A 14,994-nucleotide genomic window follows, 5' to 3' on the forward strand; every position below is an offset into this window, starting at 1 on the left:
TTGCAGCCAAGGGGAGAAGCGGGCCTCGTCCACCAGCATCGACGCGGGCTGATCAGGCCTGGTCGATATGGCAGTCGTTGCTCCCTTCAGGCCTTCAGCATGGCGCCCTCGGGGATTTCGCCGAAGCTGACGAAGCGCCAGATCGCGACGATCAGCTTGCGCGCCAGGGCGACGATGAAGACGCAGCGGTTTCGCTTGCCGTGCGTGCCTTCGGCGCAGCGGGTGAAGAACCATTGGCTCAAGGCGGATCGGCACTGATGACGCAGCCACAGCCAGGCGATCTCGATCATGGTTCTGCGGATGCGCTTGTTGCCGGCCTTCGAGATGCCTTGCTCATGCTCGACCTTGCCGCTGCGCCATGGCGTTGCGGCAAGGCCGGCAAAGGCGGCGAGCTGGCGTCGGTTGTCGAAGCTGCGGAAGAACGCCTCCAGCGCCAGCGTGGTGGCGCTGGAGGGACCGATGCCTTTGAGGGTGCTCAACTGGGCGGCAACCGGGTCGGCCGCCGCGCCCTTGAGCAGCTGGCGGCGCTCGGCTTTGATCTGGGCGAGTTGCGCCATGAGGAGCTCGATGCGATCGAGCGCGCGCATGAGCTCCCTCACGAGTTGCGCGCCCAGAGGGCGGCCGTCACCGGTGGTCAGCTTCGCCAGCGCAGCGCGGCGATTGCGCAGCAGCGGGTTGTAGCCGCGGATGCCCTGCGCCGCGAGCAGGCCACGAATGCGGTTGCTCTGACGGGTCCTCTCGCGCGTCAGCGTATCGTACTCGCGTCCCAGCCGGCGCTGGTCCTCTTGTTCGGGGCTCGGTGGCCGCACCATCGAACAGACGCGGGGTTCGCCCCGCAACCACGCCGCCAAGGTACGCCACAGGCTCTCACCGTCGAGCTTGTCGCTCTTGGCGCGCCGGCTGCGCCGCGGTACCGGGATCGAAGCGGCATCGACGACGTGGCTCCTGATGCCGGCGCGCTCCAGCAGCCGATGCAGCCAGAAACCGTCCAAACCGGCTTCCTGGATGGTGATGATCTCGACCGGGCCGCCCAGCCGCCGCTCGGCCTTGCCGCGCAGCCGGGCAAAAAGCCCCAGAAGCTGGTCCGCATCGCCCGCGCGAAGCGTGTGCCTGGACAACTTCTCGGTGCCCGGCAGCAGCGAGGTGACCAGCCATTGCGACGTGCTCAGTTCCAAAGAGGCCAGGATTGCATCATGATGGCTACGGGTGGCGGTCGTCGATACGACACTCGGTTGGTCATGCGACATTGGTCATCTCCCCATGTTGCGTGGGTGGAAAAACCAATCTTGCTGCAAGATCACGCCGCCATCCACGCCCTCATAACATCTTGTGGGAGAAGCTGGCCTCGCGAAGCGAGGTCGGATGAGGGGTGACTGCACGATGCCTACCCTTAAGATGCCCCCTTCGCGATGAAGGACGGGTTGGCATAATCGGCTTCACCGGACTGGCTGATCTTGCCATAGGTCAGGGGTAGGCCGTCGAGCGTAAGGGTCGTGCCGCCGGCGGCTCTCAGCACCGCATCGCCAGCGGCTGTATCCCACTCCATCGTTCGGCTGAATCGCGGATAGATGTCGGCCTCGCCGCTGGCGACCATGCAGAACTTCAGGGACGAGCCGACCGACACGATCGTGGTCGGCCCGAGATCGTGGATATAGGCCTCGGTCTCGGCATTGCAGTGCGAGCGGCTGGCGACCACCGTCAGCGGCTCCTTGCCGGCGCGGACGGAGATCGCCCGGCGTCCCGTCGCCTGATGGTCAGGCGACACCGTGATTTCTTCCGCCCTGCCCGGCTGGCCGACAAAGCATTTCCGGCTGGCGGGCGCATAGACGATCCCGATCTCGGGAACGCCCTCGCGGATCAGAGCGATGTTCACGGTGAAATCGCCGCGACGGCCGACGAACTCCTTCGTACCGTCGAGCGGATCGACAAGGAAGAAGACGCGACCGGGGTCCTTCGGGCACAGCCCTTCCGCCGTCTCCTCCTCGGCCACGCATGGAATTCCGGGGAAGGACCGGCGAAGCCCTTCGAGGATGATCCGCTCGGCCGCGCGGTCGGCCTCCGTCACCGGCGATGCGTCTTCCTTGCGCTTCACATCGAAGCCGCTATGGAAGACCTCCATGATGGCGCGCCCTGCGGCGAGCGCGAGGGTTTCGAACAGGGCAAGGGTCGCGCTGTCGTCAGATGCCGCCGCCGGCGTCGTATTGTTGATCGGCACTGTCCCGCTCGCGAAGCCAAGTCTCGATGGTTTCTACCATCTCTTCGGGCGATTTGCCTGTCGTCGCAAGATGGATCTCCGGTTTTTCCGGTGTTTCGTAAGGAGAATCCAGTCCGGTGAAGTTGCTTATCTCACCGGCGAGCGCCCTCGCATAGAGCCCCTTGGGATCGCGTCTGGCGCATTCGTCGAACGGCGTGTCGACGAAGATCTCGACGAACTCACCCTCGGCCATCCTCTCGCGCGCCATGGCCCGCTCGGCACGAAACGGCGAGATGAAGGACACGAGTACGATCAGTCCGGCATCGGCCATAAGCCGCGCCACTTCGGCGACCCTGCGGATGTTCTCGACGCGATCGGCTTCGGTGAAGCCCAGGTCGCGGTTCAGGCCATGCCGCACATTGTCGCCGTCGAGCAGATAGGTGTGATGGCCGGCGGCGTGAAGCTTCTTTTCGAGCAGGTTGGCGATGGTCGACTTGCCCGAGCCCGACAGGCCGGTGAACCACAGCACCGAAGGCTTCTGTTGCTTCATCAGAGCGCGCGACGCTTTGTCGACGTCGAGCGACTGCCAATGGATGTTGGCCGCCCGCCGCAGTGGATTGAGGATCATGCCCGCGCCGACCGTGGCATTGGTCATGCGGTCGATGAGGATGAAGGCACCGGTCGTCCTGTTCCGGACAAAACTGTCGAAGGCAATGGGAGACTGCACGGAAAGGCTGCAGACGCCGACTTCGTTCATCTCGAGCGACTTCGCCGCCTCATGCGCGAAGCTGTTGACGTCGATACGGTGCTGCAGGTCGGTGACCGTGGCGTTGGACTGGTCGGTCTCGGTCCGCAGGATGTAGGAGCGGCCCGGCAGCAGCGGCGTCTCACCGAACCAGACGATATTGGCAGCGAACTGATCGGCCACATGCGGACGGTCCGTCGGAGCCACCAGCATGTTGCCGCGCGAAACCTCGATCTCGTCCTCCAGCACCAGCGTGACAGCCTGTCCTTCGACCGCCCGCTCGAGATCCCCGCCATGGGCGACGATGCGCTTGACCCGCGACGGACGACCCGACTTCGCCACCACGACCTCGTCGCCCCTGGCAACGGAGCCCGACGCGACGGTGCCCGCGAAACCACGGAAGTCGAGATTGGGACGGTTCACATATTGCACGGGGAAACGCAGCGGACGCTCGCCGGCCGTCTCGCCGACCGGCACGGTTTCCAGGTGCTCGAGCAGGGTCGGACCGCGATACCAGTCCATGCTGTCGGAGCGACGGGTGACATTGTCGCCGAATCGCGCCGACATCGGGATGGGCTCGATGCCTTCGAAGCCGAGGCTCGCCGCGAAAGCCAGATATTCGTCGCGAATGCGCTCGAAGGCGACCCTGTCGTAGCCGACGAGGTCGATCTTGTTGACGGCGAGCACGATGCGGCGGATGCCGAGCAGCGAGGCGATGATCGAATGGCGCCGAGTCTGGCGCAGGATGCCCTGGCGCGCATCGACCAGCACCACCGCGACATCGGCGGTCGAGGCTCCGGTCGCCATGTTGCGCGTATATTGCTCGTGACCGGGTGTGTCGGCGACGATGAACTTGCGCTTCGGCGTCGCGAAGAAACGATAGGCGACGTCGATCGTGATGCCCTGCTCGCGCTCCGCCTCCAGCCCGTCGACCAGCAGCGCGAAGTCGATGTCGGCGCCCGTGGTCCCGTGCTTGCGCGAATCCCGCTCCAGCGCGGCGAGCTGGTCCTCGAAGATCAGCTTGGTGTCGTAGAGCAGGCGACCGATGAGGGTCGACTTGCCGTCGTCGACCGATCCGCAGGTGAGGAAGCGCAGCAGCGACTTCTGCTCCTGGGCGGCAAGATAGTCACGGATGTCCTCGATCGGCGCGATGTCCTTGGCCATGATGTGCCGCATGGTCAGAAATATCCTTCGCGCTTCTTCTTTTCCATGGAGCCGGATTCGTCGCGGTCGATCAGCCGACCCTGCCGTTCCGAGGTGCGGGCCGTCAGCATTTCGCTGACGATCATTTCGAGACTGTCGGCATCGGAATCGATCGCGCCGGTGAGCGGATAGCAGCCCAGCGTACGGAACCGCACCAGCCGGTTCTCGACAACCTCGCCGGGCTTGAGTTTCAGCCTGTCGTCGTCGACCAGGATCATCATCCCGTCGCGCTCGACGACCGGCCGCTTCTTCGCGAAATAGAGGGGGACGATCGGGATGTCCTCCTGGAGGATGTACTGCCAGATGTCGAGTTCGGTCCAGTTGGAGAGCGGGAAGACGCGGATCGATTCACCCGGCGCGATGCGGGTGTTGTAGATCTTCCACATCTCCGGGCGCTGGTTCTTGGGATCCCAGACGTGCTGGGCGTTGCGGAAGGAGAAGATGCGCTCCTTGGCGCGCGATTTCTCCTCGTCGCGGCGCGCCCCGCCGAAGGCGGCGTCGAAGCCGTATTTGTCGAGCGCCTGGCGAAGCGCCACCGTCTTCATGACGTGGGTGTGGGTGTTCGAGCCGTGATCGAAGGGATTGATATTGTCCCTCACCCCGTCCTGGTTGATGTGGACGAGAAGGTCGAAGCCGAGCTTCGACGCCATGGCATCGCGAAACTCGATCATTTCGCGGAACTTCCAGGTCGTGTCGACATGAAGGAAAGGGAACGGCGGCTTGGCCGGATAGAAGGCCTTCATCGCCAGATGAAGCAGCACGGACGAGTCCTTGCCGACGGAATAGAGCATCACCGGCCTGGAGAAGGTCGCAGCCACTTCGCGGAAGATGTGTATCGCCTCGGCCTCGAGCCGGTCGAGATGCGAGAGTTTTGCGAGCATAGGGACACTTTCACCCGGGCCGCCCGATTTTCGGGGCATGAGCGGCGCATCGTTCAGAAGGCCCACAGATCGCACCCGAACCCTTTTACCTCAAGGCGCGCGCGACCAATAATCCTGTCCATGGCAGACGAATTTTGCGCGGAGGTTAACCTTCGGGAAATCCCGTTTCTCAAGCCAGTCCCACCGGTGGGAAGCATGGCACCGGCGCAGTTTGCAGTGCACGATACAGACCCGCTCAGTTCCGCAAAGCCACCTCGCGCAATGCTTGCGTGGGCGTCACCGGCGGCTTCCAGCCGAGCCGGTCCGCAAGGACGGCGCCATCGACTACGCAATCCTCCGTCATCCGCCGCAATGTCTCGCGCGACAGGAGGAGCGCTCCGCCGAATGTGAGGAGGCCAGATGAGACGGGAAACGACATTGCCCTTCGGCCCAGGGCTTCGCCGATCCGGGCGAACAATTCGCCATAGGTGAGGTCCAGCCCCTCGCCCGCCGGCAGCCTGAAGCTGCCGAGCGCGGCAGGCTCCAACGACGCCGCGGCGAACAGGTCGGCCAGATTGTCCAGATAGAGGAGGCTGCGCCGGTTCTTCAATGCGGCGAGCGGCAGGGGCAGCCCGTAACGCGCGGCCCGAACCATCAGGGACAAAAGCCCGGCACGGTCGGCGCCAAAGACGAAGGGGGGCCGCAGCACCGAACAGGCCATCCTGTCCTGTCGGACCTCCGCGTCCAACGCGGCCTCCGCCTCGAATTTCGATCGGCCATAGGCGTCCGCGGGCGCCGGCTGGCTCGTTGCACCGATGTGGCCCTGATGGCCATAAACGCGAATGGTGCTTGCATAGACGAAACGCGACACACCGGCCGTGGCGGCAGCCCCTGCGAGCATCGCCGTGGCTTCCGCATTGGCGCGCATCAGCTCGGCTTCGGTTCCGCGCCCCGCATTGCCTGCCAGGTGCACGACCACGTCGACGCCATCCAGCAGGCGGTCCCAGCCGTCGGGAACCGACAAGTCGCCCTGACGCCATTCGACACCATCGGCCGTAGGCGTTACGCTTGATCGCGAAACCGCGCGCACGGCAAGGCCACGGCGTGCCAATGCGGCGAGCGTGGCGCGCCCGACAAAACCGCTCGCTCCGGTCAGCAATACCTTCGCCGGCCTGTCCGCCATTCGAAATCCATTCCGATGTCGGGCCTTGCGCCCGATCGCCTGACCTGTGATGTGGGGAATACCGCGCTTGCTGCCGTTCTTCTAGGCGGCCCGGCGCGAAAGCCCGCTATCCTGGACGACGGATCCTTCATGACCGACACGATCATTGCCTTCGTCATCAGTTTCTGCCTCGGCCTGGCGGCGCTTTTCGTGGTTCTTAGCCTGTTCTCCGGCTTCGCCTCCGCCGACTTCAACGAACGCTCGAACCATAGCCGTCCGACGCCCCAGATCGGCGGGCTGGCGCTGGTGCCGATCTTTGTGCTGGCAATGATCGCCTTCCGGCTCGCCGGAGAACCGATACCCGTCTTCTCGGACTGGGGATTCCTGGCAGCCGTACTCATCCTTCTCGCAACCGGCATCCTCGACGACCGTGTGAGCCTCGGCGCGTTGCCGAAACTGGCATTGCAGTTCCTGGCCGCGGCGGTCGCCGTGACGGCGCTGGGCGACGTGCTGGACGCTGCACGGCTGCCTTATGCGCTGTCGGCGCTCGCTGCCTTCGCCGCGCTCGTCGCGATCATCAATCTCTCCAACTTCCTCGACGGGCTCGACCTGATGGCCGTGGCGACGATCGGCGTACCTGGTGTCTTTTTCGCGCTGCTCGCCATGACCGGGGCGATCGGCCTCGCCTTCGGCCCGGCCGGCGCGGTCTCCGCCGGCCTGTTCCTCGCCTTCATCTCGGTCAACCGCCCGCCGGCCAAGGCGTTCCTCGGCGACGCCGGCAGCCTGCCCTTCGGCCTGATCCTCGGCGCCATGACCGTCGTGGTCGCCTGCCGGGTCAGTCCGATCGCCGCCCTGCTGCTGCCGGCCTACATGCTGTGCGACGGGCTGGTGACAATCATGCGCAGGACGTTCAGGGGCGAGAACATCCTCCACGCCCATTCGTCCCATGTCTATCAGCGCGCCTTCCGCACCGGCCGGCCGGTACTGGTCGTCATCGGCGCGACGGCCACCGTGGGTGCCGCCGCCGGGTTCGCGCTGCTGGCGACAGCCGGCGCCGGAATCGGCTGGCACATGGCGGCGGTGCTGGCCGCCTTCGTGCTGTGGTGGTCGGCCGCCGCCTGGCTCATGCGGGACATCAGGGCGTAGCCAGAGCGATATTTCGCCTATTCCAGGCTGACGTAGCTGCCCGGACGGAAGCGCGGCACGCAGACGCAATAGAATTCGAGATCCTCTGTGCCGGTGTTGGTGATACGCTGGGCGGTATCCGGCGGGATCACCGCCTGGTCGCCCGGTCCGAGCGGCTGGGTTACCCCATCGACCTCGACGATGCCCTGCCCCTTGCGCACGATGTAGCGTTCGGAAACGCCGACCAGCTTGTGAAGCTGCGTCGTGACGCCGGGCTCGACCCGGGCGATAGCAAGCGACGCCTCCGGCGAGGCGGCGTCGTTCAGAAGCTCTGTTATGTAGCAGCGCTCGTCGGTCCAGAACTCCCCCTTGTCCGCCTTAGCGACAAACCAATCCGGCATCGTTTCCAGAACCATTCGACACGCCTCGCCATCAATTTCGACAAAAATCACCAACCTTGACAAATGTTAAAATTCACTCTGTTATCTGTCAAACGAAATGGCGGGGGCGCGTGGAACCGCGCCTTCCATCGCCGGCAGAAACAGGGAACTGATACGTGTTCGCGTTCGCTTCGCTCGTCGATTTCCTTCGCGCCGGCTCGGGCTTCGATCTATGGTGATGACGGGCTGAACGGTCCGCCATCAACCAATTCCTGCAGCGGCGGGCATATCTGCGACTGGGCAAGACGAACAACGGGAGAACACTGCAATGAAGTTCTGGAAGACATGGCTGATGGCCGGCGCTTTGGGGGTGGCCGCCATCACGACGGGGGCCAAGGCCGCCGACAAGCTGTTCGTCTATGTTTCCCCCGACGCGATCGGCGTGAATGCCTTCCTCCAGATGGGCAAGACCGGCATCGAGAATGCCGGCAAGGAATACGGCGCCGACGTCAAGACCTATGAGAGCAAGACGGCGGCCGACCGGCTGGAGAACGTCAACGCCGCGATCAACGAAGGCGCCGACATCGTGGTGCTGCTCGGCTTCGAGTTCAACGACATCGTCAAGCAGGTGGCTCCGACCGCGCCGGATACGCAGTTCCTGATCGTCGACCAGTGCGTCGACGAGCGCCCGGACAATGTCCACTGTGCCGTGTTCCGCGAGCACGAGGCCAGCTACCTGATGGGCGTGGCGGCCGGCATGCTGACCAAGACCAAGAAGGTCGGCGTCGTGGGCGCGCTCGATATCCCCTTCCTGCACCGTTACACGGACGGCTACGCCGAGGGCGTCAAGTCGGTGGCACCCGACGCGACGGTCGACGTGCGCTGGGTCGGCGGCGACAACCCCTTCGCCGATCCGGTCCGCGCCAAGGAGCAGGCCGTCGCCATGAACGCGGCCGGTTCCGACCTCATCTTCACCGCCACCGCGGGCGGCGACTACGGCGTGTTCGAAGCGGCCAAGGACGGCAACTTCCAAGTCTTCTCGGTCGACGTGAACCACTGCCCCGAACTGCCGGGCAAGATGGTCGACATCACCATGAAGCGCGTCGACAACGCCATGGTCCAGGCGATCGGCAACATCCTCAAGGGCGAGAAGAAGACCATGGCGTCGCTCGGCCTGAAGGAAGGCGGCATGGCCGCGATCGCACTCGACAAGGACGGCCTCGCCGCCAGCAAGTGCGTCGTCGCCGATCACCCCGAGGTGGTCGACAAGATGCGCAGCGTGGCGGCCAGCATCATCGACGGCTCGCTGAAGCTCGAAGATCCGATGTTCGCCAAGTGACGGACTTTGGCGCCCGCGTACCAGGCGCGGGCGCTCCTTCTTCGATCAAGCTCTGAACGGACCTGACCCGATGCATGTCGCGCTTTCCGACATCACGGTGCGCTTTGGCGCGCTGACCGCCGTCGACGGTGTCTCGCTTGCGATCGCACCGGGCGAGATCCACGCCGTCGTTGGCGAGAACGGCGCCGGCAAGTCGACGCTGATGAACGTCCTGTTCGGGCTAGTGCGGCCGGCATCAGGCATGATCAGCCTCGACGGTGTGGAGCGGCGCTGGGCTTCGCCGCACGATGCGATACGCCACGGCCTCGGCATGGTGCACCAGCATTTCATGCTCCAGGAAGCGATGACCGTTCTCGAGAACATCGTACTCTGCGCCGAGCCGATCGGAGCTTTCGGTTTCATCGACTTCAACGAAGCCAGGCAGCGCCTTGCCAAGGGCGCGGAGCAACACGGCATCCTCGTCGATCTCGACACCGAGGTCTCGCAGTTGTCGGTCGGCGAGCGCCAGGTCGTCGAGATCCTGAAGGTTCTCTATCGCGACGCTCAGGTGCTGATCCTGGATGAACCGACGGCGGTGCTGACGCCGCGCGAGAAGGATCAGCTCTTCGCCATCCTAAGAAGCTTCCGCAGCGCCGGAAAGTCGATCGTGCTCATCACCCACAAACTCGACGAGGTGATGGAGATCGCCGGCCGGGTGAGCGTGATGCGCGGCGGCAGGCTGGTCCGCTCGGGACCGCTTTCGGAGACGTCCAAGGAAGAGATCGCACGCGGCATCATCGGCGGAGAACTGCCTCCGGTCCGCCAGCGCAAGGCACATCCCGTCGGCGACGTGGTGCTGTCGGTCGAAGCGCTCACCGTGCCGGGGCGCGGCACCACTGTCGGCCCCCTTTCCTTCTCCGTCCGAGCCGGAGAGATCGTCGGCATCGCCGGCGTCAGCGGCAACGGCCAGGCCGAGCTGATCCAGGCTCTGACGGGGTTGAAGCGTCAGCAATCGGGCGCGATCGTGCTCGGCGGCAAGCGCATCGAGACGCTCGACGTAGACGACAGGCGCCGCCTCGGTATGAGCTACATTCCGGAGGACCGGCAACGCGTCGGCCTCGCGCTCGGCGCGACGGTGAGCGAGAACGCCAATGCAGGGCGCGACGATCGGTCGGCATTCGCGACCGGTCCCTTCCTCAAGCGTTCGGCAATGGGACGGTTCGCCCGCTCGCTCATCGACAGCTACCGCATCCGGGTCGCCGGCCCTTCGGCGCGCGCATCGACCATGTCCGGCGGCAACAAGCAGAAACTCGTCGTCGGCCGCGAGCTGGCGCGCAAGACGCCGCTGGTGATCGCGGAGAACCCCACCTGGGGCGTCGACATCGGCGCGATCGACTTCATCCATGGCGAGCTCATGCGCATGCGCGACGAGGGCCATGCCGTGCTCGTCGTCTCGACCGAGCTCGACGAGATCATCGCCCTCGCCGACCGCATCCTCGTCATGTATTCCGGCACCATCGCCGGCGAGGTCTCGGGCGGCGAAGCAGACCGGGATCTTATCGGCAATCTCATGACGTCGCGCACGCATGCCGCCTTTGCTGAGGTCGCATGAGCACCGGTCCGATCGTTATCTCCCAGCCGACTTTCCGCCTTTCGCCGTCGACGGGCCTTAGGAGACATCGGAAAATAGCCGCTTCGCTTGGCGCCGCCCCTCATTCGCCAGTATTTGGCCGAAGCGATTCAGTTAATTTTAGACGTCGCCTTAGCCACGTTGCGCCCGCATGTCCCACACGAGCAAGCCCACTGATGCCGAGTGCCGGAAATGCAGCCTGACCGGGATAATCTCCTCTTTCGCGAGGTCGTGCCCTGGCTGGGCGTCGTCGCCTCGATCGGTGTCATCCTGTTCCTGCTGATGGCGCTCGACGGAGCCCCGTTCGGCGAAGCGGTGCGTGGCTTCATCTCGGGCGCGTTCGGCGGTCGCCGCTTCGCCTATCTCATGGCGACGCTCTCTCGCACCGCGCTGATCGTGGGCATGGCGGTTTCGGTCATGATCAGTTTCCGGGCCGGGCTGTTCAACATCGGCGGCGAGGGCCAGCTCGTCGCCGGCGGCCTGGTCGCGGCGCTTGTGGCAATCATGCTGCCGGGACCGCCGCTCGTCGTGCTGATCGTGTCGATCCTCGCGGCGATGGCGGCCGGCGCCCTATGGGCGCTGCTCGCGGGCGTGCTGCAGCTCTATGTCGGCGTGCCGCTGCTGGTCGGTTCGCTGCTGCTCAACTATCCGGTCCGCTACATCGCCTCCTATCTGGTCGCGCATCCGTTCCGCGACGTGGAATCGGGCATGGTGCAGTCGCATCTCGTGCCGCAGGCGACATGGCTGCCCTATTTCCCCGGCACGCGGCTCGACATCGGCATCCTCTTCATCGCGGCCGCCGCCATCTTCGCGATCGTCTACAGCTACACCACGGTGCACGGCTACCACACGCGCCTGAACGGCCTGTCGGCCGATTTCGCCCGCGCCGTCGGCCTGCCGGTGCGCAAGCTCGCCCTGCAGACCCTGATGATGAGCGGGGCCATTGCCGGGTTGGTCGGCGCCATCGCCGTCTTCGGCATCCATCATCGCTACATCGACGGCATGCTGGTACAGCCGCTCTATGCCTGGACAGGCATCATCGCGGTGCTGCTCGTCGGCATGATCCCCTGGCTCGTGCCGCTCTCCGGCTTCTTCTTCGCAGCGCTCCAGACCGGAGCAGCCGGCATGGAGCGCACGGCCGGCGTGCCCAAGGAGATCGCGCTGGTCATGCAGGCCGTCATCATCCTGTTCGTCGCAAGCCGTGTCTCAGGGGCGCTGCTCGCCTCCTCCGACAGGAAGGGGGCCGACGGTGCTTGAACTTCTGTTCGACCCCTCCTTCGCCGCGTCGGTTCCGCGCTTCGTCACGCCGATCCTGCTCGCCGCCCTCGGCGGGGCGCTGTGCGAACGCGCCGGCGTCTTCAACATAGCGCTCGAAGGCTTCATGCTGACCGGCGCCTTCGCCGCCGTCCTGGGCGCCTATTTCGCCGGCTCACCCTATATCGGTGCTTTCGCCGCCGTGCTCTGCGGCGTGGCGATGGGCCTCGTCTTCGCCGAATTCAACCTGCGGCGCGGCGGGGACCCGATCGTGGTGTCGATCGCCGTCAACATACTCGCGGCAGGTCTCACCACCTACCTGCTTCGCGCGATCTTCAACGTGACCGGCGCTTTCAGCGACCCCGGCATCCTCGGCTTCGAACCGCTGAACATCCCGCTCGTCGCCTCCATTGCTTTCGTTGGCAAGCTTCTCAGTGGCCAGTCGATCCTGTTCTATCTGGCGCTGGCCGCCGTTCCAGCGATGCATTTCTTCTTCGCGCGACACCGGCTCGGCTTGCGCATGCGCGCGGCGGGCGAGAACCCGGCGGCGCTGAAGGCAGGCGGTGTCAGCCCGCGCCGCGTGCAACTCCTCGCCCTTGTCGGCTGCGGCGCGCTGTGCGGCCTCGCGGGCGCGCAACTGTCGATCGCCAACGTCAATCTCTTCGTTGAAAACATGAGCGCCGGACGTGGCTGGATCGCGGTCGTCGCAGTTCTTCTGTCGCGTGGCCGGCCGCTGCCGCTGTTTCTGATCGCCGTGGTGTTCGGCATGGTCGACAGCCTGTCCTTCCGTGTCCAGGGGCTGGGTATGCCGCAGCAGTTCACGGACATGATGCCCTATCTCGCGACGCTGGTGGTCCTGGTGGCCCTCTCCTGGTGGCGCCGCAAGCGGACGGCCTGAGCAGGGCAAGGAGGAGAAGGAGGACGCCATGGCCGATCTCGTTATCAGGAACGCGACCGTCGTCACCTGCGACGGCAGCGGCAGCGTGATCAGGGATGGCGGCGTCGCCGTCGACAACGGCCGCATCACCCACGTTGCCGCCTCGAACGAACTCCAGGGCCTCGCAGGCAGCGCGAAGCGGGTCATCGATGGTTCCGGCCATATATTGATGCCGGGCATCGTCAACACCCATTGCCATGCCGGCGACAGCCTGTTCCGCGGGCTGGTTGAGGACCTGCCGCTGGAGCCCTGGCTGCAGACGGTGTGGAAGGCGGAAGGCGCGATTCTCACGCCGGAGACCTCGCGTCTCGGCAGCGAGCTCGGCTTCGCCGAGCTGCTTCTCTCGGGCGTCACCTCTGTCATGGACATGTTCTGGTATCCCGCCGAGACGGTTCGGGCAGCCCGCTCTGTCGGCGTCCGTGTCGCGACCGGAGGCATCTTCTTCGATCCGCCTGGCATCACCGGACACGACCTCGCTGGCCGGATCGCCGAGGCGGAACACTTCTTCGATGAATTCGGAAGCGCCGACGACGTCTTCCCGACGGTGCTGCCGCACGGCGCCTATACGGTGGCGCCAGACAATCTGAAGAAGGCCAAGGCAATCGCGGAACGCCACGGCGCCCTTTTCTCGACCCACGCCGCGGAGACCAGGGCCGAACAGGCCGACGTCACCGGCCGTTACGGCCGCTCGGTGATCCGCCATCTCGACCATCTGGATCTGCTCGACGCCCGCACGGTGTTGGCTCACTGCGTGCATCTCGACGACGAGGAGATCGAAATTCTGGCGCGCACGGGAACCTCGGTCGCCCACAACCCGATGTCCAACCTGAAGCTTGCCTCTGGCGTGGCGCGCGTGCCCGACATGCTGGCATCAGGCATCAACCTCACCCTCGGCACCGACGGCGCCATCAGCGGCAACGACCTCGACATGTGGATGGCGCTCCGCCTCGCAGCCACGCTGCACAAAGGCGTCAGCGGCCGTGCCGACGCCGTCTCCACCAGCGAGGCGCTGGCCATGATCACGCACGCCGGTGCGAAAGCGCTCGGGGCTTTGGATCGCATCGGCAGCCTCGAGCCCGGCAAGCTTGCCGACATGATCCTCATCGACGTCAAGCGCGCCCATGCCGTGCCGGTCTTCGATCCCGTCACCCACCTCGTCTACTCGACGGCGAAGTCGGATGTTCGCCATGTCTTCGTCGGCGGCGAGCAGGTGGTCAGGGACGGGACGCTGACTCGCCACGACCTCGGGCGCACCATCGAAGCCGTCGAGCGGCTCGTCCCGAAAATTGCCGCCAGCGTAGCCTGAGCGACGGCAGCCAGGAAAGGAAGACAATGTCAGAAAACCAGCTTGCGCGCCTCGACCGCGCCCATGCATCCATTCGCCAAAGAGCCGGTGCGCCCTGCGAGATCGCCATCATGCTGGGCTCCGGCCTCGGCCAGCTCGCCGATGCCGTGACCGATGCGACGATCATCCCCTATGCCGAGATCGACGGTTTTCCGGTCTCGACCGCGCCCGGCCACAAGGGCCAGCTTGTCCTCGGCGAACTGTACGGACGGCGTGTCGTCATGATGCAGGGCCGGCTCCATCTCTACGAAGGCTGGGCGCCGCGCGACATCGCGCTCGCCGTCTACCTTCTGAAGCGCCTCGGCAGCGGCACGCTCGTCGTCACCAACGCCGCGGGCGGCCTCAATGCCGACTATCAACCCGGCGACGTCATGTTGATCGAGGACCATCTCAACTTCACCGGCGTGAGCCCGCTTGTCGGTCCCAACGACGATGCGATCGGCCTGCGCTTCCCGGATCTTTCGCGGGCCTACGCCCCCGACCTGCTGAAGCTCGCGAAACAGGCCTCACAGCGCGCATCGATCCCCGTGCGGCAGGGCATCTATGCCGGCGTGCTGGGTCCGGCGCTCGAAACCTCCGCGGAGCGCCGTTTCTTCCGTGCCAGCGGCGGCGACGCGGTCGGCATGTCGACGGTCACCGAAGTGGTCGCAGCCGCCCATGCCGCCCTGCCCGTCATCGGCATCTCGGCCATCACCAATGCCGCGACTGGCGGGCCGGACCAGCAGCCCGACACGATCGAGGACGTCTTTGCCCATGCCGCAATCTGCGGCCGCAAGATCGAGGCCATCCTGCGCGAACTCCTGCCGGCCCTGCCCGCTTCGAAGAACTGAGGAAGATTGAA

13 protein-coding genes are annotated in these 14,994 nt (G+C 65.3%); 7 read left to right on the top strand and 6 right to left on the bottom strand.

Annotated elements, in window-relative coordinates:
• Nucleotides 1–86 precede the first annotated feature (86 nt).
• The 5 genes from JN280_RS29985 to JN280_RS30005 all read right to left on the bottom strand — a co-directional run bounded on the left by JN280_RS29985 (nt 87) and on the right by JN280_RS30005 (nt 6,185).
• Nucleotides 87–1,247, bottom strand: a complete 1,161-nt coding sequence (locus JN280_RS29985) for an IS110 family transposase (protein ID WP_202307686.1) — start codon at nt 1,245–1,247, stop codon at nt 87–89.
• Nucleotides 1,248–1,390: 143 nt separating this feature from the next.
• On the bottom strand, nt 1,391–2,215 hold the full coding sequence (gene cysQ / locus JN280_RS29990) for a 3'(2'),5'-bisphosphate nucleotidase CysQ (protein ID WP_202307687.1): 825 nt from the start codon (nt 2,213–2,215) through the stop codon (nt 1,391–1,393).
• A complete protein-coding gene (gene cysN, locus JN280_RS29995; protein ID WP_202307688.1) occupies nt 2,178–4,115 on the bottom strand; it encodes a sulfate adenylyltransferase subunit CysN in 1,938 nt (645 codons plus the stop codon). Before cysN ends, cysQ begins: the two co-directional genes overlap by 38 nt.
• A gap of 2 nt (nt 4,116–4,117) precedes the next feature.
• A complete protein-coding gene (gene cysD / locus JN280_RS30000) occupies nt 4,118–5,023 on the bottom strand; it encodes a sulfate adenylyltransferase subunit CysD (protein WP_202307689.1) in 906 nt (301 codons plus the stop codon).
• Nucleotides 5,024–5,258: 235 nt separating this feature from the next.
• A complete protein-coding gene (locus JN280_RS30005; RefSeq protein WP_202307690.1) occupies nt 5,259–6,185 on the bottom strand; it encodes an NAD-dependent epimerase/dehydratase family protein in 927 nt (308 codons plus the stop codon).
• A gap of 129 nt (nt 6,186–6,314) precedes the next feature.
• Between JN280_RS30005 and JN280_RS30010 the strand changes: the two genes are divergently transcribed.
• A complete protein-coding gene (locus JN280_RS30010) occupies nt 6,315–7,310 on the top strand; it encodes a glycoside hydrolase (RefSeq protein WP_202307692.1) in 996 nt (331 codons plus the stop codon).
• A 17-nt stretch (nt 7,311–7,327) separates the two neighbouring features.
• Here JN280_RS30010 and JN280_RS30015 read toward each other — a convergent pair whose 3' ends face one another.
• Nucleotides 7,328–7,705, bottom strand: a complete 378-nt coding sequence (locus tag JN280_RS30015) for a cupin domain-containing protein (protein WP_244742259.1) — start codon at nt 7,703–7,705, stop codon at nt 7,328–7,330.
• A 292-nt stretch (nt 7,706–7,997) separates the two neighbouring features.
• Here JN280_RS30015 and JN280_RS30020 point away from each other — a divergent pair, with 292 nt between their 5' ends.
• From JN280_RS30020 to JN280_RS30045, 6 genes are all read left to right on the top strand, one after another.
• Nucleotides 7,998–9,008 (top strand): BMP family ABC transporter substrate-binding protein, encoded by a 1,011-nt coding sequence (locus JN280_RS30020; RefSeq protein ID WP_202307693.1) that lies wholly within the window; start codon nt 7,998–8,000, stop codon nt 9,006–9,008.
• 70 nt (nt 9,009–9,078) lie between these two features.
• A complete protein-coding gene (locus JN280_RS30025; protein WP_202307695.1) occupies nt 9,079–10,599 on the top strand; it encodes an ABC transporter ATP-binding protein in 1,521 nt (506 codons plus the stop codon).
• Nucleotides 10,600–10,809: 210 nt separating this feature from the next.
• Nucleotides 10,810–11,874 carry an ABC transporter permease gene (locus JN280_RS30030; RefSeq protein ID WP_202307697.1) on the top strand — a complete coding sequence of 355 codons (1,065 nt, stop codon included), beginning with the start codon at nt 10,810–10,812 and terminating at the stop codon, nt 11,872–11,874.
• Nucleotides 11,867–12,769 (top strand): ABC transporter permease, encoded by a 903-nt coding sequence (locus JN280_RS30035; RefSeq protein ID WP_202307699.1) that lies wholly within the window; start codon nt 11,867–11,869, stop codon nt 12,767–12,769. The genes JN280_RS30030 and JN280_RS30035 overlap by 8 nt, the downstream gene beginning before the upstream one ends.
• 28 nt (nt 12,770–12,797) lie before the next feature.
• A complete protein-coding gene (locus tag JN280_RS30040; protein ID WP_202307700.1) occupies nt 12,798–14,114 on the top strand; it encodes an amidohydrolase family protein in 1,317 nt (438 codons plus the stop codon).
• A 26-nt stretch (nt 14,115–14,140) separates the two neighbouring features.
• The gene (locus JN280_RS30045) at nt 14,141–14,983 is read left to right on the top strand and encodes a purine-nucleoside phosphorylase (RefSeq protein WP_202307701.1); all 843 of its coding nucleotides are present in this window, start codon (nt 14,141–14,143) and stop codon (nt 14,981–14,983) included.
• The last annotated feature ends 11 nt before the right edge of the window (nt 14,984–14,994 follow it).

Source organism: Mesorhizobium sp. L-8-10 (assembly GCF_016756635.1).
Lineage (GTDB): Bacteria > Pseudomonadota > Alphaproteobacteria > Rhizobiales > Rhizobiaceae.